Genomic DNA, 23,824 nt, shown 5'->3' on the forward strand with positions numbered 1-23,824 from the left:
CATTATAAACAGCTTCATATTTTGTAAAAAAACGATTTACTCTCGTTGGTTGCAACGAGGGAAGTTGTGCATGGGGGAGTACGACAAACCTACCTGAGTAGTTACACATAAGCGTCATTTTTCCCCCTTTTTACTCTTTTAAGGTTAATTTTAGTTAACAGATGGAATTATTTACATGAAAAATTTGGACAATTTGAGTTAGCGATATACTTTTGCTACAAGTTTTTCATGGTATTAGATTTAAGGTAGAAAAGTTATTCGTCGCGATGACGAGTAATTTTTTTTTGCATATATTTAAGATTGGAATAAATGGATTATTGTTGCATTATTTCTTCGTTTCGCGTCATTTTACTTGTTTTTTAGCCTTGTGACTTCATAACTTTAATAAATTTCGCAACTTTTATTGCAAATGTTTTGGTTATTGCGATAATATATGTAACTTTGCCGTGAAAAGTACGGAAAGAAAAGAAAATTGGTGCGAAAACCTCTCTTTTTTGAGCAGTACACAATAATTATAACCAAAAAGACAACAATTTGACTAAGGTATGAAAGCAGTAGAAGTGATTGACGACCTGAAGCGTCGTTTTCCCAACGAACCCGAGTATATCCAGGCCGTAGACGAGGTGCTCACCACCATCGAGGACGTATATAACGAGAATCCCGAGTTTGAACGCTACAACCTCATAGAGCGTCTCTGCATACCCGACCGCATCTTCTCATTCCGTGTATCGTGGGTTGACGACAAGGGCAAAGTCCACAACAACATGGGTTATCGCGTGCAGCACAACAACGCTATCGGTCCCTACAAGGGCGGCATCCGCTTCCACTCGTCGGTCAACCTCTCAATTCTCAAATTTCTCGCCTTTGAGCAGACTTTCAAGAACTCTCTGACCACCCTCGCCATGGGCGGAGCCAAGGGAGGCAGCGACTTCTCGCCCCGCGGCAAGAGCGACATGGAGGTGATGCGCTTCTGCCAGGCCTTCATTACCGAGCTGTGGCGTCAGATAGGCCCCGACACCGACGTACCAGCCGGCGACATAGGCGTTGGCGGCCGTGAGGTCGGCTACATGTTTGGCCAATACAAGAAAATGGCCCGCGAGTTTACAGGCACATTCACCGGCAAAGGCCTCGAATTTGGCGGCTCCAAGATACGTCCCGAGGCCACAGGATACGGCAACGTATATTTCCTCCTCGAGATGCTCCGCACACGCGGCATTGACATCGCCGGCAAGACCGTGGCTATCTCAGGCTCGGGTAATGTGGCTACCTATACAGCCGACAAGCTCCTCACACTCGGAGCAAAGGTTGTGTCGATGAGCGACTCTGACGGCACCATCTATATGCCCGAAGGCATGACCCGCGAGCAGCTCGACTATGTATTCAAGCTCAAGAACGTGTATCGTGGCCGCATCCGTGAGTTTGCCGAAGAGTATGACTGCCAGTATTTCCCCGGCGAGCGTCCCTGGCACATTGCCAAGTGTGACATCGCGATGCCCTCGGCTACCCAGAACGAAATCGACGGTGATGATGCTCGTGCCCTCATAGCCAACGGCTGTATCGCAGTGAGCGAGGGTGCCAACATGCCTTCGACTCCCGATGCTATACGCGAGTTCCAGAAAGCCCGCATACTCTATGCTCCCGGCAAGGCTGCCAACGCAGGCGGTGTGTCGGTGTCGGGTCTCGAAATGGCACAGAACTCTCAGAAGCTCTCATGGAGCGAGGAAGAGGTTGACGCCAAGCTCCAGCAGATTATGACCGAAATCCACAACCAGTGCGTGAAATACGGCACCGAGGAGGACGGATATATCAACTACGTGAAGGGTGCTAATGTGGCAGGCTTCATGAAAGTGGCCCGCGCCATGATGGCACAGGGTATCCTTTGATAAAGAACGGATGTTAAAAATGAGATACTGTCGGTTTTGATATTATGAAAAAACGATAGTACGGATGGCAGGCATGAGCTTGCCGTCTTTTTTTAATGTGTGTCAACAAGTGGGAGTAAGTGTTAAAAACGGGACTGTTTATATCGAAATCACGTATATATATTTACCTGTTATAGTCTGATCAGTTGATATTTTTGTGAGCCGAGGCCGATGGCTTTGCCGTGGTCGAGAGTGTGCATGCCGTGGCGTGAATCGATGCGTTCGATGAGGTGGATTTTGCCGTGGTCGGACGACGAACGCACCAGGTCGGTGCATGCGCGGTCAAGAGCCACAGGGTCAAGCGAGGCAAGAATGCCGATGTCGCCCATTTTTGGGTCCTCGGGCGAACTGTCACAGTCGCAGTCGACCGAGAGATTGTTGGCCACGCTTATGTACACGATATTGTCACCGCAATGGTCGGCGACAGCCTTGGCTGCTTCGGCCATTGATTCGAGAAACATGTCCTGCTCGGCGAGATTCTGCCACAGGCTGTCGGGATTGGCCGTCTTGGCAGCCGAATGTATCCACGACTTACCGTTGGCCGAGGCTATGCCTATCGACATGTTTTTGACCGCGCCGCCAAATCCGCCCATGGCGTGGCCCTTGAAGTGTGAAAGTATGATGGTGAAATCATATTGTGGGAAGTGCGAGCCCACGATATCATAGTCAAGATGTTTGCCGCCGTTGACCGGCAGTCTCACCTCGCCTTCGGCATCCATTATGTCAACCGGGGCTATGGCTGTAAAACCGTGCTCTTCGGCCGCCTTCATGTGTTCGGCAGTCGACGACCGGCGGCCGTTATAGGCTGTGTTGCACTCCACGATGGTGCCGTTGACTTTTTCTACGAGGGGTTTGATGAGGTCCGGGCTGAGAAAATTGTGTCCACCCGGTTCGCCGGTCGAGATTTTCACGGCCACTTTGCCTTTTGCCTCGCGACCGAGAGCATCATAGATTTTCACAAGGTTTTCGGGGGTGATGTCGGTGAGCATGTACACCTTGGATGTAACGGTGTCGGCGGTCGACGTTTCGGGTTCGGCCTGAGCCCTGGCTCCGGTACAGGATGCTGTCAGCATGGCTGCCATGCACAGTGTGATGGAAAGTTTTTTCATTATATAAGGAATGGGTTTAAAAATGTAGTTTGAATCCGCCGAGCGCGCTCAGTCCGGGCATGTCATAGCCGCGGTTGATTACGTAGGAGGCATCGGTGAGATTTTCGATGCGTACAAACAGGTCGGCATGCCGGCAAGCCGACCATGAGGCTTTGAGATTGACCACGGCATAAGACTGATGGTCCATGCTCTCGTGAACAAACAGACGGCTCACACCTTTGAGATCGGCACCGATATTTACAGTCGGGCTCACCCGCCAGTCGGCACCTATATAATATTGGTGGCGTGGCGCGCCGGTGAGGTCGTGGAGTGATGTGTGCAGATAGCTGTAGGTGGCCGAGAGCGACAGAGAGATGACAGGCTGCCAGCCGAGCGAGGCCTCGATGCCTTTGTTGATAAATCGGCCTGTGTTTTGGTTTTTCATGTCGAGTGTCTGAATCATATTGTCGCCCTTGCAGTAATAGGCTGTCAGCGAAGCTGTGGCTCCGGTGCCGAAGCGGCGTGAGAGCGACACCTCATAGTTCATCATGCTCTCGGGCTCGAGGTCGGGATTGGCCATGGCGTAGAGATAGAGCTCGCGAAACGAAGGGTTGCGATAACCCTTGGATAGCGAAGCCTTGATGTTGAAACCGTGGCCGGGGTTGACCGACACTCCGCATTGCGGCACCCATCCGGTGTGAAACAAGTCGCTGTTGCTCATTCTCAATCCGCCGTTGAGCACTATCATCTCGTCCATGAGTGACTGTGACAGTGTGAGATATGGAGAGTATTCCGTGATGCGTTTGCGCGAGATTGTAGTCTTGGAGCCGTCGGTGTGCGGACGTCCGCCCGACACGGGTATTTTACCCGAATATGTGTTGAAGTCAAATCCCGCAGTCATGCCGGCTCCATGCCAGGGGCGGAAGTTCTGAAAGAGCAGCGCGCCCAGACGGTTGTCATTGCTGCGGAAGTGGCGCGGGTCATCGATGATATGGTTGCCATAGCTGTAATAGAGCATGGCGTTACCGTCGGTCGAGCCGTAATTATTGGTCACCGACACCGAGGCCTCGCCGCGCGTCACGTTCTGGCGATACATGTCGGTCGACGTCGGGTCGGAGAGGGTGGGATATATCCTGTCGCGCCCCTTGAAATTGGTGAGTGTAAAGTCGGCTCCCATGCGCCATGGACCGGCGAAGTCATAGCCGAGTTTGGCATATCCGCCGCCTTGCCTGAATTTCAGCGCGTCGTTCACCCCGTCGGTGCGGTCATAAGAGAGCGAGACGAGCGAGGTGAAGCCTCCGGCCCTCACGGTGTTGGTCACCGACGAGAGCCAGGTGTTGTAGCTGCCATATTGTGACGAAAGGGTGGTGTGTACACCATCGGCATGCACTCCGCGTGTGATTACGTTGATGACTCCGGCCATAGCGTTTGAACCGTAGAGCACCGAGCCGGGGCCGCGCAACACTTCGACACGCTCCACACGTTCGGTGTCGTAGAAGTCGGCCACATGATGGGAGTATATGCCGGCAAACTGCGGCTGTCCGTCGACCATCATCAGCACTCCGCTCGCGCGGTCGCCGCCGACACCTCGCAGTTTGATGTGACCGGCACCGCCGTTGCTCACGCCGAATCCTATGAGCCCGCGCTCGGTGACAAAGAGACTCGGCACTTGTCCCGACACAGCCGAGAGCACGCGGGTGTCGCCGGTGGTCTCGAGTTGTTGTCGGTCAATCACCGATACGGTGTAAGGGGTGAGGTCGCGGCCCACGGCCCGGTTGCTCCCTGTTACCACCACTTCCTCAAGACTCAGCGACATGGTGCCGTCATCCTTGTCATCGGCCGACATCGCGATGCCCGATGACAGGAGCGGAAAAATGGAGAGAGTGATTGCACGTATGTTCATTTTTCAGGATTAAAGTGTAAGTAAGCCCTATTTTCCATCTGCAAAAATACATTACACATATATAATAAGGATAATACAATTATCGGTAATGATTACCAATATTGCATGTATTTGCATGTATTGCATGCCGATGACAAATTTTTGTGGCAATTTCGCCTCACAAGTCGGGGATTTTCACTAAGTTTGCATACTCAATTCTAAAATCTTCGGATTCAACCCATGAAGTTCAACCGCTTTCTCCCCTTGATTCTTGTCGCATTTGCCTTCCAGTATGCGTTGTGTGTCAATCCCTATCTTCCTCTTTGGGAACATATACCCGACGGAGAGCCATATCTTTTTGACGACCCGGATGTGCCCGGCAAGAAGCGAGTGTATATATACGGTTCGCACGACATGCTGCGCACCATGTATTGCGGCACCGATCTGGTAGTGTGGTCGGCGTCGCCCGACTCGCTTGACACATGGCGTTATGACGGAGTGATATTCGAGTCGCGCACCGACCGCGACGGCAAGCCGCTGCGGGCCGACGGCTCAGGCGATGTGCTCTATGCGCCCGATGTGGCTGTGAAGACCATGCCCGACGGCAAGAAAATGTATTATCTCTATCCCAACAATCAAGCCGGAGGCCGCAACGGCATGGTGGCGTGTTCTGAACGCCCCGACGGCCCGTTCAGGGTGATAAACTGGAGTAAGGAGAAAGCCGACTCGACCGATGGTGTGCTGCGTTTTGACCCGGCGGTGTTTGTCGACGATGACGGGCGAGTGTATGGCTACTGGGGATTCGGCAACTCCATGGCTGCCGAACTCGACCCTTCCACCATGGCTACTGTGAAGCCCGGCACCGATGTGGTGGAGAATCTCATACCCGGATATAAACAGGATGAGGTGTTCAGATTTTACGAAGCCTCGTCGATGCGCAAGATTGATGATAAATATGTGCTGGTCTACAGCCGCTGGACCGCCGACGGCGAGTGGGGGCTCCCGCAGAGCAATTACACTCTGGCCTATGCCTACAGCGACAGTCCACTCGGCCCGTATACTTACGGCGGCACCATAATAGACGGCCGCGGGCGCGACACCGATGCCGATGGCAATGCCATAGCTACCTCCACGCCCAATGGCAACACCCACGGAAGCATACTGAAAATCGGTGACCGATGGTGGGTGTTCTATCACCGACAGTCGGGCACTGACGAGTATGCCCGTCAGGCCATGGTTGCCCCGATAGAAGTGAGCGTGACACCGGGCCCCGGCGGCAGGGTGAGCATAAGTGAGGCCGAATATACTTCGGAGGGATTCGATACCGACGGACTCGACCCGCTGCGCCGCTATCCCGCAGCCATCGCCTCGCACATCACCGGTCCGACTCCTGCCTATCAGAAATATCCCGAAATGGTCTATTCAGGCTCGCATTTCAAGTCGGTCTATGTCGACGACCATGCTGTAGCCGACCCTTATAACGACAGCATCAATGTCAGCCCTGTGGTCAACAACACTGACGGATCTATACTCGGATACAAGTACTTCAACTTTGACCGGCTCAACGGACGCAAGAACGCGCGGCTCGTGCTCGACCTTGTGCCGGAAGGCATTGACGGTATCATTACTGTCTACACCTCGGCTCCGTGGAAGGGCAATCCCGCTCCGGCCGGACGTATAGAGCTGAGGGCCGGCATGCCTGAGACTCCAGTCAGGATGACGGCCGATGTCACGGGGGTGACTGCTCTCTCGGGCAAACATCCGCTTTATCTTACATTCTCGTCGCCTGTCAAGGGCAAATCGTTATGTACAATCACACATCTGCAATTTCAATCTGAATAATATCTGAATAATGTCACAATCCGACAACACACCGCTGCTATCTTCACGTCAGGGCGTTATTCTGTTGCTCCCGTTTCTGGCAGTCACGACTTGTTTTGCCATGTGGGGCTTTGCCAATGACATCACCGCACCGCTTGTCAAAGCGTTTTCCAAAATCTTCCGCATGAGTGTCACCGAGGGTGCGCTTGTACAGGTGGCTTTCTATCTCGGCTATTTCTGCATGGCGTTTCCCGCGGCCATGTTCATACAGCGTTACACCTACAAGGCCGGTGTGATGCTCGGTCTGCTGCTCTACGGAGTGGGCGCACTGCTGTTTGTGCCGGCCCAGTGGACAGGCATGTATTATCCCTTTCTGCTCGCCTATTTCGTAATGACATGCGGTCTCTCGTTTCTCGAGACAAGCTGCAACCCCTACATCTACAGCATGGGTCCCGAGGCCACAGCGACCCGACGGCTCAATCTCGCGCAGGCATTCAATCCTGTGGGCGCGCTTGCCGGCATGTGGGTGGCCATGCACTTTATTCAGGCCCGTATGCACCCGCTCGACTCCGAGGCACGCGCCACACTCTCCGAGGCCGAGTTTGACGCCATCAAAAATCATGATCTGTGGGTGCTCATCCAGCCTTATGTCTATATCGGACTTGTGGCTCTTGTCATGCTTGTGATAATACGCTTGCTCAAGATGCCGAGAGCAAGTGATTCGGGCAAGAGCACGGGAGTGTTTCGCACACTTGTGGCCCTGCTCGGCCGCCGCAATTACCGCGAGGGAGTAATAGCACAGTTCTTCTATGTTGGCGCGCAGGTGATGTGCTGGACATTCATCATCCAGTATGGCACCCGTCTGTTCATGTCGGAAGGTATGCCCGAGCATGAAGCCGAGATATTGTCGCAACGCTACAACATCGGGGCAATGGCTCTCTTTACGTGCAGCCGGTTCATATGCACATGGTTCTTGCGCTACATATCGCCGAGCCGTCTGCTGTGTGTGCTCGGCGTGCTCGGAGTCGTGCTCACCATCGGCGCGATATTTTCGACCACCGTCACGGGCCTTTACTGCCTGGTGGGAGTGAGCGCGTGCATGTCGCTTATGTTCCCGACCATCTATGGTATAGCACTTACCGGACTTGGCGAGGATGTCAAGGTGGGCAGTGCCGGACTCATCATGTCGATAATCGGCGGCTCGGTGTTCCCGCCGCTTCAGGGTGCAGTCATAGACTCGGGCGTGAGTCTGGGTGAAATTCCGGCGGTCAATCTGTCGTTTTTCATCCCGATGATATGCTTTGCCGTGGTGGCACTCTACGGCTCGCGCACCCTCAAGGCTTAAATTCTGACCTTAAAACCTACAGCTTTAAAAGATATCATGACAAAAAAACTATTGTCACTTCCGCCCAACCTCGTCGATGCATTTCACGAAGTCACAGGGCTGTCTGAAAAAGAATATTTCTGCACATCCGACCCCATAGGCGCGCGCCTTGGCAGCGGAGGCGGCACCACGTGGCTGCTCGAAGAGTGTCACCGCAACAGCGGCGACGCCGAGGCCGACTTTGCTGAATGGCTTTCGTCGGAAAAAAGAATACTCCTTCACGCCGGAGGCCAGAGCCGTCGGCTTCCGTCATACGCGCCTTCGGGCAAGATACTCACGCCGGTGCCCATATTTCGCTGGGAGCGCGGCCAGAAGTTGAGCCAGACACTGCTCGACCTGCAGTTGCCCCTCTATGAGCGCATCATGCGGTCGGCTCCCGAGGGGATGCACACCCTCATAGTGAGCGGAGACGTGTATATCCACTCCTCGCAGCCTCTTCCTCCGATACCTGAGGCCGACGTGGTGTGTTACGGTCTGTGGCTCGATGCCTCGATAGCCAAAAACCACGGCGTGTTTTACAGCCGTCATGACTCACCCTCGCGTCTCGACCGCATGTTGCAGAAGCCTTCGGTCGACGAGCTTAACGGACTGCTCCAGTCGGGCTATTATCTCACCGATATCGGAGTGTGGCTGCTGAGCGACAGGGCGGTCGAGATGCTGCGTCGCCGTTCGCGCGACAATGAGGGCCGTCTGCGCGAGTATGACCTGTACAGCGAGTTTGGAGGCGCGCTCGGCACCAATCCGACGTGTCCTGACCCCGAGCTGTCATCGCTTTCGGTGGCAATAGTCCCGCTGCCCGGCGGTGAGTTTTACCACTATGGCACGAGCCGTGAGATGATTTCGTCGACTCTCGCCATCCAGAACCGTATCAATGACCAGCGCGAAATCATGCACCGCGACCGCAAACCACATCCGTCGATTTTTGTGCAAAATTCGGTGCTCGACATCACTCTCTCGGCTTCCAACAACGATATATGGGTCGAGAACAGCCATATAGCCTCACGCTGGACTCTTACCGACCATAATATAGTCACGGGTGTGCCTCGCAACGACTGGGATATTGCTCTCGCTCCGGGCAAGTGTGTCGACATTGTGCCGATAGGTGCTGACGCATGGGCTGTGAGAGTCTACGACATCGATGACCGGTTTGCCGGAGCCGAGCAGCAGCGTGGCCGCTTCCCCGTGGTCAACAGTCTCGAAGAGATGGAGCGCGCGGTGAAATCCCTTCTTGCAGGAGAGGAGCCGCACGGATATGAGAGACTGATGAGTGCCGAGGAGATTTCCAACGAAGCATCGTTGCCGCGTCTTGTGAGCCAGCGCAGAGAGTTCAGAAGTCTCAACTGGACCGCCATGGCTGCCAACCATGCCCACAGTGTCTTCTATCAGCTCGATCTGCATGACGCCGCCGGTGCGTTTGCCACCGACAATCTTCCGTTGCCGGCTCCGCTTGACAACTCTGCGTCGCTGATTACACGCATGAGCGACGCGATGTTTCGTGCCGAAGTGTGTCGCCACCGTTCGGAGCCATGGCAGCAATATGAGCAGGAGGCCTTCGGATTGCTTCGCGAAGGGCTGACATCTACCGTGCTCGAGCAGAAACAGATGCCACGCCGGGCCGTGTGTTCCGACCAGATAGTATGGAGCCGCTCGCCCGTGCGCATCGACATAGCCGGCGGATGGACCGACACCCCGCCGTTCTGTCTCATGGAAGGGGGCAATGTCATCAATCTCGCCATAGAGCTCAACGGCCAGCCTCCGTTGCAGGCTTATGTGCGTCCGTGTGCCGAGCCCCACATCGTGTGTCGAAGCATTGACCTGGGGGCTGCCGAGACCATAGAGACGTATGAGCAGCTACGCGATTTCAATAAAGTCGGTTCGCCGTTCTCGATACCCAAGGCCGCCCTCGCACTGGCTGGATTCCATCCGCAGTTCTGCACCGAGCATTTCGCTTCGCTGCGTGACCAGCTCATGCATATGGGAGGCGGACTGGAGATTACACTCTTTTCGGCCATACCGGCGGGTAGCGGTCTCGGCACCAGCAGCATACTCGCTTCGACGGTGCTCGGTGCCATAAGCGATTTCTGCGCTCTGGCCTGGGATAAGATCGAGATATGCAAGCGCACTCTCATACTTGAGCAACTGCTGACCACCGGCGGCGGATGGCAGGACCAGTATGGCGGTGTGATAGGGGGTGTGAAGTTGCTCCAGTCGACCAAGGAGCTGGCTCAGGAGCCTCTCATACGCCGTTTGCCATCCGACCTGTTTACCGACCCGCAGTATGCTCCGTGTCACCTGCTGTTCTACACCGGCATCACCCGCACGGCCAAGGATATTCTGGCCGAGATTGTAAGAAGAATGTTTCTCAATCATGGTGAGCAGATAGGTCTGCTCCGAGAGATGAAAAACCATACCATGGAAATGTATGACGCCATACAGCGCGACGATTTCGCCCGTATGGGACGTCTCGTGCGGCGCACCTGGCAGCAGAACATGACTCTCGACCACGGCACCAATCCTCCGGGAGTGGACGCCATCACTCGTCTTGTCGATGACCTGTGTCTGGGCTATAAGTTGCCGGGCGCGGGCGGCGGAGGCTATCTCTATATGATAGCCAAGGATCCCGAGGCTGCCGGACGCATACGCCATATCCTTACGACCGATTCTTCTCTGCCGGCCAATTCGCGCATGGTGGAGATGTCGCTCTCGCATCAGGGATTGCAGATTACCAGAAGCTGATATAGACCTATTCCAATAACCAAAACCTATTGATAAAACAATGAAAAAAATTGTATTGACACTTGCTGCCGCACTTGTATGTGGCGGGGCTTTCACATTTACTTCCTGCTCGGGCAATGCCTCCAAGGGTGATGCTACCGAGCAGACCGAAAATGATGCCGTGGCTCAGGGCCGCGAGCGCGTTCAGAAGACTCTCGACCAGTTTACGGGCCAGCTTCCCCAGCCTATGGGTGCCGGTCTTACTCTTGAGAAGCTTGCTATCGACGGCGACTATGTAGTCTACACCATCGCTATCGAGGATGCCGACATATATAATCAGTTGGAGATTGACGATGAGACCAAAAATGCGGCTCTTCAGAATATCGGTGCTGCCGGCAAGACTTTTGTCGACGCTAAGCTCGGTGCTCGTTTCGTTTACACCAACAAGGACTCTAAGTCAGACAAGGAGATGTCCATCACTCCCGAAGAGCTTGCCAAAAATTACAGCTCGAACGCGGAATAACAACGATACATACCCTCAGACAAAGGTCTTCATATAAGAAAAGTGTCTATATTCATTTTGCCGTGAATATAGACACTTTTCTTATATGAAGACCTTTGTCTGAGAGCTGACGGTTAGCCTCCGAAGTTGTCGTAGTGTACCGAAGTCGGGTCTACGCCGAGGTCGTCGAGCATTTTGTTGACAGCCGCGCTCATCGGGCCGGGACCGCACATGTAATATTCGATGTCTTCGGGGTCGGGATGATTTTTGAGATAAGTCTCATAGATGACCTGATGAACAAATCCGGCGGTGTATTTCACACCAGCGGCATCGGCTGCGGGGTCGGGACGGTCGAGGGCGAGATGAAACTTGAAGTTGGGATACTCTTTCTCCAGCTCGAGGAAGTCGTTGAGATAGAACACCTCGTTGAGTGCGCGTGCGCCGTAGAAGTAGTTCATCACGCGGTCAGTGGTGTGGAGAGTCTTGGTGAGCCACATTATCTGGGCGCGCAGCGGAGCCATGCCTGCGCCACCGCCTATCCACATCATTTCGGCCTTGGAGTCGACTATGGGGTGGAAGTCGCCGTAGGGGCCCGACATGATTACCTTGTCGCCCGGCTTGAGAGTGAAGATGTAGCTTGAGGCGATGCCTGGCATCACGTCCATGAATCCTGTCTGGGGTTTGGGCTTGAAGGGAGGTGTGGCGATGCGTACCGTGAGCATGATTCGGTCGCCCTCCTCGGGATAGTTGGCCATCGAGTAGGCTCGCACAGTGGTCTCGGTGTTGCGGCACTTGAGGCCGAAGAGGCCGAATTTCTCCCACGCCGGCAGATATTCGTCACCGATGAGCGACTTGTCTATGTCCTTGTCATAATCCATCTCATAGGTAGGGATTTTGATTTGGGCATAGGAGCCGGGGATGAAGTCCATGTGTGCGCCCTTGGGAAGCGCGACGATAAACTCCTTGATGAATGTCGCGACGTTTTTGTTGGAGATGACCTCACACTCCCACTCCTTGACATCGAGAGCCGATGCGGGTATACCCACCGAGCAGTCTTCCTTGACCTTTACCTGACATCCGAGACGCCAGTGGTCTTGCTGCTGCTTGCGCGAGAAGTGGACTTTTTCAGTTGGGAGAATGTCTCCGCCACCCGAGAACACCTGACATTTGCATTGGCCGCAACTGCCCTTGCCGCCACAGGCCGAGGAGAGGAAGATGTTGTGGTCGGCAAACGTTGACAGTAGAGTCTTGCCGGACTCGGCCTCGAGGACGGTGTCGTTGTTGATGGTGATTTTCACCTTGCCCGAGTGTACGAGATATCTTTTGGCGATTAGCAGGATTATAACGAGAAGGAGTGTTATAACCAGAAATATGCATACGCCTGTCAGTATCGTTAACATGAGTTGTTGTGAAATATTTTAGAAATTATGTAATAACTCCGGCCGGCGCGGTCAGATTTTGATGCCGAGGAAGCTCATGAATGCTATACCCATCAGGGCTGTGAGGATGAAGGTGATGCCGACACCGCGCAGCGGTCGAGGGATGTTGGAGTATTCGGCCAGACGCTCGCGTATGGCGGCGATTGCCGTGATGGCGAGGAGCCATCCGAGACCCCATCCGCCGCCGGCGCACACTGCTGTCCAGATGCTCGGGAAGTCACGCTGCTGCATGAAGAGCGAGCCTCCGAGGATAGCACAGTTGACGGCGATGAGCGGCAGGAAGATGCCGAGCGAAGAGTAGAGCGAGGGGCTGAACTTCTCGACGGCCATCTCGACGAGCTGCGTCATGGAGGCAATCACGGCGATGAACATTATGAGCGAGAGAAAGCTGAGGTCGACGGCGGCAAACTCCGGACCAAGCCATGCGAGCGCGCCGGGACGCAACACGTAGTTTTCAAGCAGATAGTTGACCGGAAGGGTCACCACCAGCATGAATGTCACGGCAATGCCGAGGCCAAAGGCCGTCTTAACGTTCTTGGACACGGCTATGAAGGAGCACATGCCCAGGAAGTAGGCGAAAATCATATTGTCGATAAATATCGACCTGATGAATATGTTGAGATTTTCCATACTGTCGTTTGTTTAGGGTTAATCTTCCTGGAGGTCTTTGTTGATGCTTCTCTGCACCCAGATGATGCACGCCACGACGATGAGGGCCATGGGGGGGAGTATCATGAGGCCGTTGTTGACATATCCGTTGTCATAGCACCACTGGGGTATGACCTGAAAGCCGAGCAGAGTGCCGGAGCCGAGGAGCTCGCGGAAGAATCCAACGATGACGAGTATTATCGCATAGCCCAGACCGTTGCCCACGCCGTCGAGAAATGCGGGCCAGGGCTTGTTGCCCATGGCGAAGGCTTCGAGACGGCCCATGAGTATACAGTTGGTTATGATGAGTCCGATAAACACCGACAACTGCTTGGAGGCGTCGTAGGCATAGGCTTTGAGCACCTGGTCGACGATTACCACCAGACCGGCCACCACCACAAGCTGCACGATGATGCGGATATTGGTGGGGATGGTGTTGCGTATGAGCGATATTATCACGTTGGCAAAGGCCAGCACGGCTATAACCGAGATGCCCATCACGATGGCGGGCTCGAGTTTGGCGGTGACGGCAAGTACCGAGCAGATGCCGAGCACCTGCACTACGACGGGATTGTTCTTCGAGAGGGGATTGAAGAGCACGTCGGTATTCTTGATTTTTTCAGCCATAAGTTATGGATTTGAATCGTGTCAGTTTTAGAGATCGGTGGTCTCGGAAAGAGATTGTAGAAACTTGCGGTAGGGCACCAGACAGTTGTCGAGCATCGAGCCGACCCCTTTGGAGGTGATGGTGCCGCCCGAGATGCCGTCCACATAATCCTCGCCGTCGAGAGGCTGTTGGCCGGCCTTTACTACGGCTATGGGGCGGAAGCGTCCGTCCTTGATTACGTTTTTGCCCTTGAACTGGTCGCTGAAAGCCGGTTTCTCGATTTCGGCTCCGAGTCCGGGAGTCTCGCCCTGATGAGCGAAGTAGGCACCGTAGATAGTAGAGCCGTTGGCGTCAAAAGCCACATATCCCCAGATTGGGCCCCAGAGGCCGGCACCGTAGACGGGGAGTATGTATTTTTTTGCGCCGTCGGCTGTGGTGCATACATAGACGGGGAGCTCGCGGCGGTCGGCCGGTAGTTTGCTCTGGTTGGCTACATTGACGTCAAACGCCTTCACGCCGTCGATGCGCTGTCCGGCGGCATCGACCACATACTGGTCGGTGATGTAGGTGTTGAAGTCGCTCACCGTCTGTCCGTCGGCCGGAGTGATGAGGGCGGCGGCAAGTATCTGATTCATCTTGTCGGCATCGATATTCTCCTGCTGACGGTCCTTGAGCGAGAGCGATGTCGCTGCCAGAGCCGTGCCTACGAGCACTACGAGCACGATGATGTAGATGATAGTGTATGTATTGCTTTGCTTATTCATATTCGTTGAAAGTAATGCACATTAAATTAGGCTCTGGTCTTGAGACGGCGCATGCGGCGCGATACGTTGGTCTGAACCACACAATAGTCGATGAGCGGTGCGAGGGCGTTGGCCAAAAGCACGGCGAGCATGGCTCCCTCGGGATAACCGTTGTTGTAGGTGCGGATGAGTACTGCGACTATGCCTACTAGCAGACCGTAGATGTATTTGCCTGTGCCGGTGCGTGCGGCTGTCACCGGGTCGGTGGCCATGAAGACTGCCGCGAAGGCAAAACCTCCGTAGAGCAACTGGTCGACCGGCGAGAGGAACGAGGCCGGATAGGTCGGTGTCTGAAACAGGTTGGCTATCCATCCCATCAGCAGTCCGCCGATGATTACGCTGAGCATGATGCGCCACGAGGCTATGCCTGTGAAGAGGAGCAGGGCCGCTCCGATGAGTATACACAGTGTGGATGTCTCGCCAAAGGAGCCGGGGATGAGTCCTATGAAGGCGTCCCATGCCGAGATGACGTCGCCGCGCAGATTGAGCAGCTCGAGTTTGTCGCCGGCAAAGGATGCTATCTGGCCGAGGGGGGTGGCTCCGGTGAATCCGTCGGGCAGGTCGTGGCCGAGACCGAGGATGGAACCGGTGCTTACAAACACTTTGTCGCCGCTCATCTGGGCCGGGTAGGCAAAGAAGAGGAAGGCGCGTGTGACGAGTGCGACGTTAAACACGTTGTAGCCTGTACCTCCAAACACTTCCTTGACAAATATCACCGAGAAGGCGGTGGCTACGGAGAGCATCCACAGCGGGGTCTCGACGGGACAGATGAGGGGGATGAGGATGCCCGTGACGAGAAATCCCTCCTGTATCTCCTCGTGGCGACACTGGGCTACGGCAAACTCTATGCCGAGACCTACTACATAGGCTACGAGGATGCGGGGCAGAACGGCCAGAAATCCATAGGCCATGAGCTCCCAGAAGGGAAATTCGGTGGCTCCGGCGGCGAGCCAGTTCTGATAGCCGGTGTTGTACATGCCGAAGAGCAGACACGGCATCAGGGCGAGCACCACGATAATCATTATGCGCTTGGAGTCGAGACTGTCATGCACATTGACCGCTCCGGCGCGCGATGTGGTGTTGGGGGTATAGAGAAAAGTCTCGAAGCCGTCAAAGACGCTTTGCAGGCTTTGCAGCTTGCCCCCGGGCTCAAAGTTGGGCTTTATGCGGTTAAGATAATTTCTTAAAACTTTCATTTTAGACTGGTGGTTGATGTGGGGTTATAGAGCTATACTTCGCTGCGCATGTAGTCGAGACCTTCACGCACTATGCGCTGGAGCTCGAGCTTCGACGGGTCGGCATATTCGGCAAGGGCGAAGTCCTCGGGGGCCACTTCATAGATGCCGAGAGCCTCCATGCGGTCGATGTCGCGGGCAAGGATGGCTTTGATAAGATATTCGGGCACGATGTCCATGGGCACATAGTCGTCATAGATGCCCGACATGATCATGGCTCGGCGTCCGCCCTGGAGGCGTGCGTCGGGATTGAAGCGTCGGCCAAGGAAACGTCCGAGAAACGAGCGGCTCTCGCTCATCTTGGAGGGGCTAAGCGAGGCCCAGCCCATAAACTCGTCGGCATCGTCGCCCTCGGGGATTACCGTCACCTGACGGTAGGGGTAACGCAGATAACCGTCCGGGCCTTCGGGGGTGCCGGTGAGCACGTTGCCCGAGATGATGCGGTGATTGCGTCCGTCGGCTTTGACATTGCCTTTGAGCAGACTCTCGAGCGGTGCGCCCGGCAGTGTGCTCACCACACGGGGATTTTGTACCTCGCTGCCTGTCACGGCTACTTTCACGCTATAGTCCACCCGGCCCTCGCTCATGAGTTGGCCAATCCGGGCAAGGGTCACGATGTCGAGCGTCCACACGGTCTCGCCCTTATTGACAGGGGCGATGTTGGCTATCTGCACACCGGTGTTGCCGGCGGGGTGGAGCATTGGCAGCTCGACTATCTCGGCACCCTTGATGTCGGGCATCCCGCTCCCCTTGGCTACACATATATATATATTACCCTTGGTGAGCGAGCCGAGAGCCTCGACTCCGGCGGTGATGTAAGCCTCCATTCCGCTGACCATCTGCTCGAGATTAAGGGCAAGCGGAGCGGTGTCCATGGCGGTGACGAAGATGTCGCGCGGAGTGTCGGACGGCTGCGGTATGATGTCGTAGGGGCGGCGACGCATCATGGCCCAGAGTCCCGAGGCCTTGAGTGCGGAGCGCACTGACTCTTCCGAACGGTCGGCGACCGGAACGGGGTGGGGGACAGCAGCTTGGGGTGAGGTTTTGATGACTACACGTTCAATCTTGCGGCGTGGCCCTCTGACAATGCTTTCGACAATGCCGGCCACCGGAGTGACGAGACATATGGCAGTGTCATTCTTGTCGTGCATAAGGGGGCTGCCGAGGCTCACCTCGTCGCCCTCCTTGACATCGAGCTTGGGGAGGAAACCGGGGAAATCGTCAGGGACTATGGCTATCCTGTCGGGCATGATTGTCTCGGCGACAGCCGTGTCGCCGAGCGAGCCCTCAAGACGCATGTTGAGTCCTTTCTTGAGGTTGATTGTCCTTCTCATTTATTTAAATAATAAAAAAATTTTGTACCGTCAGATGTTGTCAGATGTCAGCTCATCCTATAATATTGCCGGCTTAGGGCATATAGCTGTGAATTTACCAAACAAGACATGGACGAACTTTACTTAATCTTTACCTTAGAAGTGGCAAAGGTAATAAATTAATTTTAAATATTTTTTCATTTCTTAAGTGAAAAACGCGAAAAATGAGTCAAAATGATACATCCTTGCCTTTTACTGGTAAAAATAAATGCTACGTGCCTAAAAAAACGGATAAAACGTTTGCATACACGGAAATTTCATTTTAAATTTGCATATCGTTTCTCTGCTACGCCCGATTGCGAGCATGCAGCGACAGTGTAATCAATTTTTTAAACTATCAATATCTAATCCTTAAATTGACTGCCACCCACACCGCACACATGGCCCCCATTACGTCCGAGTCAACAATCGCGGCCGCGCCACCAACCACATCCCGGCCGTGGCTTTGTCGTATTGCTCGATAGCGTCAGCAGTGTGGAAAGGCAATGTCCAAGACGAAATCATCAAAACTAATAACATCAAACTAATAAACCAAAACAAAAACAGTTAAAACAAATTATGGAAGCTCAAAAGCCCACCGTAGCCAAGCAGGCTGCAAAAAAAGAAGGCAGCAATGTTGCCGGTATCAAGAATGCATTCCTGGTTATCCTCGCATGCTTCGTAGTAGCAGTACTCCTTTTCATGTTCTGGTTCGGCCACGAGTCGCACTTTGAGGAAGGCCACCCCATCGACCTCTGGGGCACCATCTACAAGGGCGGATTTATCGTACCTATCCTCCAGACCCTCTTCCTTACCGTAATCGTTCTCTCTGTAGAGCGTTGGATCGCCCTCTCTTCAGCTAAGGGCAAAGGCTCAATCGAGAAGTTTGTAGCCGGTGTAAAGAAGGCTCTCGCTGCCAATGACATCCAGGCCGCCAAGAATCTCTGCAAGAATCAGAAGGGGTCAGTAGCCGCTATCGTAGCCGCAGCTCTCAATTCATATGAGGAAATGGACAAGAACACTGTTCTCACCAAAGAGCAGAAGATCACCAACCTCCAGAAGACTGTAGAGGAAGCCACCGCACTTGAGATGCCCGCTCTTCAGCAGAATCTCCCCATCGTAGCTACCCTCACAACTCTCGGTACTCTCGTTGGTCTTCTCGGTACTGTAATCGGTATGATCAAATCGTTCCAGGCTCTCGCCGCTTCAGGTGCACCTGACTCGACTGAGCTCTCTACCGGTATCTCTGAGGCCCTTATCAACACCGCCTTCGGTATCGCAACCGGTGCATTCGCTGTAATCTCTTACAACTTCTACACAAACAAGATTGACAACCTGACCTACGCTATTGACGAGATCGGCTTCTCAATCGTGCAGACATTTGCCGCTACACACTAATTCCACATTACATTATCAAGAAGATAATTCTTAAATAACACCAAAAACACTCTTCAACCGATAACGTAATATGGGAAAAGTAAAAATTAAGAGAAAAAGCACCCTCATCGACATGACCGCGATGAGCGACGTGACTGTGCTCTTGCTTACTTTCTTCATGTTGACATCGACCTTCCTTCAGAAAGAACCCGTCACCGTACTGACGCCTTCTTCTGTGTCGGAGCAGAAAGTGCCGACCGCCAACCTGGCGTCGATACTCGTGAGCCCCGAAGGAAAAGTCTTCATCTCCATTGCCGGTGACGCTGATGCCGAAACCAAAGACACATGGGGAACCGAGGCTCTTCGCAAGACCATCCTCGATGAAGCAGTAACGCTCTATAACAAGCAGAATCCCTCAAAGGCTATTCAGCTTACAGCACAGGATCGTGAGGCTTTCTCCAAAATCAATATGTTTGGAGTACCTTTCCAAGTCCTTCACCAGTTCCTCGCCATGTCTCAGGCCGATCAGGACAAGTATATCGCTGACCTGACCCAGAAAGGCGTGGGTATACCCATCGCTGAAAACAAGGACATGGAGCACCTTAACGAGTTCCAAATCTGGATGCGCGCCATCTATAACTCGGGCAATGACAACCTTCAGAAAGCAATGAAGAAGGGCGAAGGTATCGCCGTAAAGGCCGACAAGGACACCCCCTATGACGTAGTTCATGATGTCCTTGACAACCTTCAGTCGCTCAAGATGAACCGCTTCAGCATCATGACCGCATTAAAAACTGAGCAAGAATAATCACACCATGGCACAAATCGAACAATCAGACAAGGGCGGCAAAAAGAAAAAAGGCGCCCAGAAGAAAATGTCGATCCATGTGGACTTCACCCCCATGGTGGACATGAACATGCTTCTGATTACATTCTTCATGCTTTGTACCACTATGATTAAGTCTCAGACACTCACCATTTCGCTCCCCTCGAACGAAAAGGTGGAACAGCAGGAGATGAACAAAGCTAAAGAATCTGAAGCAATCACGCTCATCCTTACGACCGACCGCAATGACAATGGCGAAGTCAAGAAAGACGACGCCGGACGTCCCATGAACACCGTATATTTCTATGAAGGTATGCCCGAGATCGCCGACACCGACGGTGACGGCCTCATCGACAACAACAAGCTCAAAGCCGAGCAGTTCATAGGCAACGACGGTAAAATCCAGCAGGGTATCCGTAAAATCCTTCATGACCGCAACAAACTTGTTCTTGACAAGATCGAGGTAGAGAAGGCGCGCTGGCGCAATAAGGAATTTGCCCCCGGCAATTCCGCTGCCAACGACTCTATCTACCAGGCCCACGCCCGTCAGATCCGTAACGACTCGACGCTCACCCGCCCTGTGGTCATTATCAAGGCCGCTCCCGAAGCTTCCTGGGAAAGCCTGATTTCAGCTCTTGACGAGATGCAGATCAATCAGATATCTCGCTATCAGATTGACAACATCAACAAGACTGACTCAGTGCTGATTCTTGACTACCTCAAGAAGAATCCTAAGAACTAATCCGTTGATGACAGATATATATTAACCCGAAAAATCTCTTACGAAATATGGCAAAAGATGTAGATCTTTCATCATCAGAATGGATTGACCTTATATTTGAAGGAAAAAATAAAGAATTTGGAGCGTATACTCTCCGTAAGGCCTCAGCCAAGCGTCACAACCGCGCTATGCTCGTTATCCTTATCGTACTTCTTGTAGTGGCCCTTTTGGGTCTCCTCGCCAACACTGTGATGCAGAAGGCTGAGGACCGTCCCGATGACCAGATCGAGCAGGCTCTCATTGACTACTCGACCGAAGAGCAGGAAGAACCCGAACCCGAGGATGAACCCGAACAGCAGCGCGTTGAGGAGCAGCAGCCCGAGGCTCTCCCCGAAGAAATCCTCAACACTGTAAAGGCTACCGAGCTTGCGATCGTCCGTGACGAAGAAGTCCAGGATGAAATCAAGAGCCAGGATGAGCTTAAGGACACCGAGACTGCCGTAGGTACAACTGACTTTGACAAGGGTACCGACGACCTTAATGTGGTCCGTGAGCACAAGGAGGAAATCATTGTGGAAGAGAAGTCGCCCGAACCTGTAGATGACAACCGCGTATTTGACGTCGTAGAGCAGAAGCCCCAGTTCCCCGGTGGTGAGGCTGCACTTCTCAAATATGTTTCGGAGCACATACGCTATCCGGCCATGGCTCAGGAAAACAATATCCAGGGTCGTGTGGTTGTACAGTTCGTCGTAACCAAGACAGGTGCTGTAGGCGAAGTGAAAGTTGTCCGCGGTAAGGACCCTGACCTCGACAAAGAGGCTGTCCGCGTGGTTAAGTCACTTCCCAAGTTTGTCCCCGGTAAGATGAACGGTCACGCAGTGAACGTGTGGTACACACTCCCCATCCAGTTCAAGCTCCAGGGCATCTAATCCCTGACATATACTAAAACCTTTCCGGGCCGATGGCATCAAGCCACCGGGCCGGAATGTTTTTACTGATATGTCAGATGGCGGGACGGTTGTAGGATGGGGTGACATTTGTCATGAAACGCCCGCTTAATACGATCTGAAAATACGACACCCGCTATCGTCGGTAGGCTTTGCGCCGGGACGGTAGCGGGTGTCGTGATTTTGGCTTGTATAGAGCGTGTAGGCAGTGGCCTTATGCTCCGGCTTCTACATCAGGAGCGATGAGTTTATAGCCCTTGCCGTGGATGTTGATGATTTCGATGGACGGGTCATCCTTGAGATGCTTGCGCAGCTTGGTGATGTAGACGTCCATGGAGCGGGCGTTGAAGTAATTGTCGTCAATCCAGATGGTCTTGAGGGCGAAGTTGCGCTCGAGTATCTCGTTGACGTGTGCGCAGAGCAGGCTGAGCAGTTCCGACTCCTTGGTAGTGAGCTTGGTCACCTTGTCGTCGATAAGAAGTACTTGCTTCTGAGTGTCGAAGGTAAACTTGCCTATCTTATACATTGTAATCTCCTTGCCCTTCTTGCCCTTGACACGGCGCAGGATGGCCTCGATGCGAAACACGAGTTCCTCCATTGAGAAAGGTTTGGTGATATAGTCGTCCGCACCGATTTTGAAGCCCTCGAGGATGTCTTCTTTGAGTGACTTGGCGGTGAGGAAGATGATGGGTACTTCAGAGTTGACTGTACGTATCTCCTGTGCCAGCGCAAATCCGTCCTTCTTGGGCATCATTACGTCAAGCACGCACAGATCGTATTTGCCCTTGAGGAAAGCTTTATATCCGCTTTCTCCATCGGGAAAAAGGTCGGCGTTAAGACCTTTGGCCTGGAGGTATTCCCTAAGCAGCATGCCGAGGTTTTCGTCATCCTCGCAGAGCAATATGCGCAAACGATCTTCCATAATTTCTTAATTTTGAGTTATTGGTAGAGTTATTATAAATTTTGTTCCTACATTGATTTCACTTTCGACGTTGATTTCGCCGCCCAGCTCGCCAACCATCTTTTTGACATAGGCCAGACCAAGGCCGAAGCCTTTGACATCATGGCGGTTGCCGGTCGACACGCGATAGAATTTCTCGAATATCTTTTTGAGGTCTTCGCGACGCATGCCTATGCCGTTGTCGCTCACGGTGACCTGAAATTTTTCCTCGCCGTGCATCTTTACGTTGCGTGTGCTCACTGTGAGCTGCAGCGGGGTGTCCTCGCGACGATATTTCACGGCGTTGTCGAGAAGATTGAATATTACGTTGGTAAAGTGCATCTCGTCGACATTGACGGTCGACTCCTGTGCGTTGAGCACCGTGTCGATGCGTCCGCCATATTTCTCGGCCTTGAGTTTGAAGGTCGAGGTGATGCCGGCTATCACCTGGTTGGCGTCGAGATTCTGGAGACGGAGGGTGGCTTTCTGGCGGTCAAACATTGACATCTGGAGCACTTTTTCTACCTGGAAGCGCAGGCGTTTGGTCTCGTCATTGATGACTGTCGAGATGTGTCCGAGCATGTTGGGTGACTTGAGCACGGCATTGTCGTTGAGCATCTGTGCGGCCAGCGATATAGTCGAGATGGGGGTCTTGAACTCGTGGGTCATGTTGTTGATAAAGTCGTTTTTCATCTCGGTGAGTTTCTTCTGGCGGAATGCGAGAATGATGGTGCAGAGGAATGTCACGAGCAGGATGAATGTGAAGATAAACGACGGTATCATGAACCGTATGGAGTCGAAGATGTAATCGCTCTTGGTCGGGAAATAGACCTTGAGGTAATACATCTTGTTTTTGGGGTCGTTGGGGAAGAGCGTCTGGACAAACATGCCTGAGTCATCCTTGACCGAAGGGCGGAATCCAGCCGACTTATACACGTAGGCTCCCACACGGTTTACGACGGCAAATTCAAACGGTATCGTGAGCCCGTTGTTGTCAAGCTCCGAGCGCAGATAGCGGGCCACTTCGGCCGAGTCGGCGCGTTCGGTTATGGGGCGGTCGCTTGACTCGTTGATGATGGAGAGGATGACTTCGTCAAGCAATCCTTTCTGGTAGAGATATTTGCCGCGGAGCATCTCGCGCATCGAGGGTGACACGGCTCTGCGGTCGACGTGCATCTTGAGCGAGAGGTCATAGTTGATGCCTTCGGAGGTAGTGAATTTGTTGTTTATGCCTACCGATCCGTCGGAGTTGACTCTCGGATAGAGGTCGGTCTCAAGCGACGCGATGTCTTCTTCGAGATAATATTTGGCCTCGTCCTGCTCCAGACGTGTGCTTACGGCATAGAGCGACCGCTTCACCCCTTCGGCGAACTGGTCGTCACGCATCTTCTTCATGTTGTTCATGTACATTATCTGCACATAGAGCAATCCCATGAAGGTGAGAGCCATAATTATTGTCAGAAACCAGATTGTAGACTTTTTCATATCTTGTTGTGAGGCGTACATCCCTCTCGTTGACACCGACGTGTGTTGTCCAAGAGGCGATTTGTTTATAGTGTTAACAACCGGGAAGTGTAATTGTTGTAAAAAATTAACAAAATGTTTAAATTTGATT

The 23,824-nt window shown here is 53.3% G+C and carries 19 protein-coding genes; 9 read left to right on the forward strand and 10 right to left on the reverse strand.

Features of this window, described 5'->3' with window-relative positions; genetic code table 11:
* Window positions 1-545: 545 nt before the first annotated feature.
* On the forward strand, window positions 546-1,883 hold the full coding sequence (locus QGT73_RS03780) for an NADP-specific glutamate dehydrogenase (protein ID WP_280121482.1): 1,338 nt from the start codon (window positions 546-548) through the stop codon (window positions 1,881-1,883).
* Window positions 1,884-2,053: 170 nt separating this feature from the next.
* Here QGT73_RS03780 and QGT73_RS03785 read toward each other — a convergent pair whose 3' ends face one another.
* Both QGT73_RS03785 and QGT73_RS03790 read right to left on the reverse strand, forming a co-directional pair.
* The gene (locus QGT73_RS03785) at window positions 2,054-3,031 is read right to left on the reverse strand and encodes a DUF362 domain-containing protein (RefSeq protein WP_280121483.1); all 978 of its coding nucleotides are present in this window, start codon (window positions 3,029-3,031) and stop codon (window positions 2,054-2,056) included.
* A gap of 16 nt (window positions 3,032-3,047) precedes the next feature.
* Window positions 3,048-4,913, reverse strand: a complete 1,866-nt coding sequence (locus tag QGT73_RS03790) for a TonB-dependent receptor (protein ID WP_280121484.1) — start codon at window positions 4,911-4,913, stop codon at window positions 3,048-3,050.
* A gap of 219 nt (window positions 4,914-5,132) precedes the next feature.
* Between QGT73_RS03790 and QGT73_RS03795 the strand changes: the two genes are divergently transcribed.
* The 4 genes from QGT73_RS03795 to QGT73_RS03810 are packed head-to-tail and all read left to right on the forward strand — an operon-like array spanning window position 5,133 to window position 11,335.
* A complete protein-coding gene (locus QGT73_RS03795) occupies window positions 5,133-6,734 on the forward strand; it encodes a family 43 glycosylhydrolase (protein ID WP_280121485.1) in 1,602 nt (533 codons plus the stop codon).
* Between the two features lie 10 nt (window positions 6,735-6,744).
* A complete protein-coding gene (gene fucP, locus QGT73_RS03800) occupies window positions 6,745-8,058 on the forward strand; it encodes an L-fucose:H+ symporter permease (protein WP_280121486.1) in 1,314 nt (437 codons plus the stop codon).
* Between the two features lie 36 nt (window positions 8,059-8,094).
* The gene (locus QGT73_RS03805) at window positions 8,095-10,833 is read left to right on the forward strand and encodes a bifunctional fucokinase/fucose-1-phosphate guanylyltransferase (protein ID WP_280121487.1); all 2,739 of its coding nucleotides are present in this window, start codon (window positions 8,095-8,097) and stop codon (window positions 10,831-10,833) included.
* 40 nt (window positions 10,834-10,873) lie between these two features.
* Window positions 10,874-11,335 (forward strand): hypothetical protein, encoded by a 462-nt coding sequence (locus tag QGT73_RS03810; RefSeq protein WP_280121488.1) that lies wholly within the window; start codon window positions 10,874-10,876, stop codon window positions 11,333-11,335.
* Between the two features lie 113 nt (window positions 11,336-11,448).
* Here QGT73_RS03810 and nqrF read toward each other — a convergent pair whose 3' ends face one another.
* Genes nqrF through QGT73_RS03840 form a run of 6 tightly spaced genes read right to left on the reverse strand, consistent with a single transcriptional unit; the run spans window position 11,449 to window position 17,380 of the window.
* Window positions 11,449-12,714 carry an NADH:ubiquinone reductase (Na(+)-transporting) subunit F gene (gene nqrF / locus QGT73_RS03815; protein ID WP_123616464.1) on the reverse strand — a complete coding sequence of 422 codons (1,266 nt, stop codon included), beginning with the start codon at window positions 12,712-12,714 and terminating at the stop codon, window positions 11,449-11,451.
* 51 nt (window positions 12,715-12,765) lie between these two features.
* Window positions 12,766-13,383, reverse strand: a complete 618-nt coding sequence (nqrE, locus tag QGT73_RS03820) for an NADH:ubiquinone reductase (Na(+)-transporting) subunit E (protein ID WP_123616463.1) — start codon at window positions 13,381-13,383, stop codon at window positions 12,766-12,768.
* 18 nt (window positions 13,384-13,401) lie between these two features.
* Window positions 13,402-14,028, reverse strand: coding sequence for an NADH:ubiquinone reductase (Na(+)-transporting) subunit D (locus QGT73_RS03825; RefSeq protein WP_123616462.1), 627 nt, complete (start codon window positions 14,026-14,028; stop codon window positions 13,402-13,404).
* Window positions 14,029-14,055: 27 nt separating this feature from the next.
* Complete coding sequence (gene nqrC / locus QGT73_RS03830) at window positions 14,056-14,772, reverse strand: NADH:ubiquinone reductase (Na(+)-transporting) subunit C (RefSeq protein ID WP_280121489.1); 717 nt, start codon at window positions 14,770-14,772, stop codon at window positions 14,056-14,058.
* 26 nt (window positions 14,773-14,798) lie between these two features.
* Window positions 14,799-16,007, reverse strand: a complete 1,209-nt coding sequence (locus QGT73_RS03835; RefSeq protein ID WP_280121490.1) for an NADH:ubiquinone reductase (Na(+)-transporting) subunit B — start codon at window positions 16,005-16,007, stop codon at window positions 14,799-14,801.
* A gap of 32 nt (window positions 16,008-16,039) precedes the next feature.
* Window positions 16,040-17,380: a Na(+)-translocating NADH-quinone reductase subunit A gene (locus QGT73_RS03840; protein WP_280121491.1), complete on the reverse strand. Its 1,341-nt coding sequence runs from the start codon at window positions 17,378-17,380 to the stop codon at window positions 16,040-16,042.
* 597 nt (window positions 17,381-17,977) lie between these two features.
* Here QGT73_RS03840 and QGT73_RS03845 point away from each other — a divergent pair.
* The 4 genes from QGT73_RS03845 (at window position 17,978) to QGT73_RS03860 (ending at window position 21,251) form a co-directional block, all read left to right on the forward strand.
* Complete coding sequence (locus tag QGT73_RS03845) at window positions 17,978-18,796, forward strand: MotA/TolQ/ExbB proton channel family protein (protein ID WP_123616458.1); 819 nt, start codon at window positions 17,978-17,980, stop codon at window positions 18,794-18,796.
* A 70-nt stretch (window positions 18,797-18,866) separates the two neighbouring features.
* Window positions 18,867-19,583 (forward strand): ExbD/TolR family protein, encoded by a 717-nt coding sequence (locus QGT73_RS03850; protein ID WP_123616457.1) that lies wholly within the window; start codon window positions 18,867-18,869, stop codon window positions 19,581-19,583.
* A 7-nt stretch (window positions 19,584-19,590) separates the two neighbouring features.
* Complete coding sequence (locus QGT73_RS03855) at window positions 19,591-20,343, forward strand: ExbD/TolR family protein (protein ID WP_123616456.1); 753 nt, start codon at window positions 19,591-19,593, stop codon at window positions 20,341-20,343.
* Between the two features lie 47 nt (window positions 20,344-20,390).
* On the forward strand, window positions 20,391-21,251 hold the full coding sequence (locus QGT73_RS03860) for an energy transducer TonB (RefSeq protein ID WP_123616455.1): 861 nt from the start codon (window positions 20,391-20,393) through the stop codon (window positions 21,249-21,251).
* A 232-nt stretch (window positions 21,252-21,483) separates the two neighbouring features.
* Here the strand turns inward: QGT73_RS03860 and rprY are convergent, their stop codons facing one another.
* Together rprY and QGT73_RS03870 are read right to left on the reverse strand one after the other, a co-directional pair.
* Window positions 21,484-22,191: a response regulator transcription factor RprY gene (gene rprY, locus QGT73_RS03865; protein ID WP_123616454.1), complete on the reverse strand. Its 708-nt coding sequence runs from the start codon at window positions 22,189-22,191 to the stop codon at window positions 21,484-21,486.
* Between the two features lie 6 nt (window positions 22,192-22,197).
* Window positions 22,198-23,694 (reverse strand): sensor histidine kinase, encoded by a 1,497-nt coding sequence (locus tag QGT73_RS03870; protein ID WP_280121492.1) that lies wholly within the window; start codon window positions 23,692-23,694, stop codon window positions 22,198-22,200.
* Window positions 23,695-23,824: the final 130 nt, after the last annotated feature.

Source organism: Duncaniella muricolitica (assembly GCF_910574735.1).
GTDB classification, from domain to species: domain Bacteria; phylum Bacteroidota; class Bacteroidia; order Bacteroidales; family Muribaculaceae; genus Duncaniella; species Duncaniella muricolitica.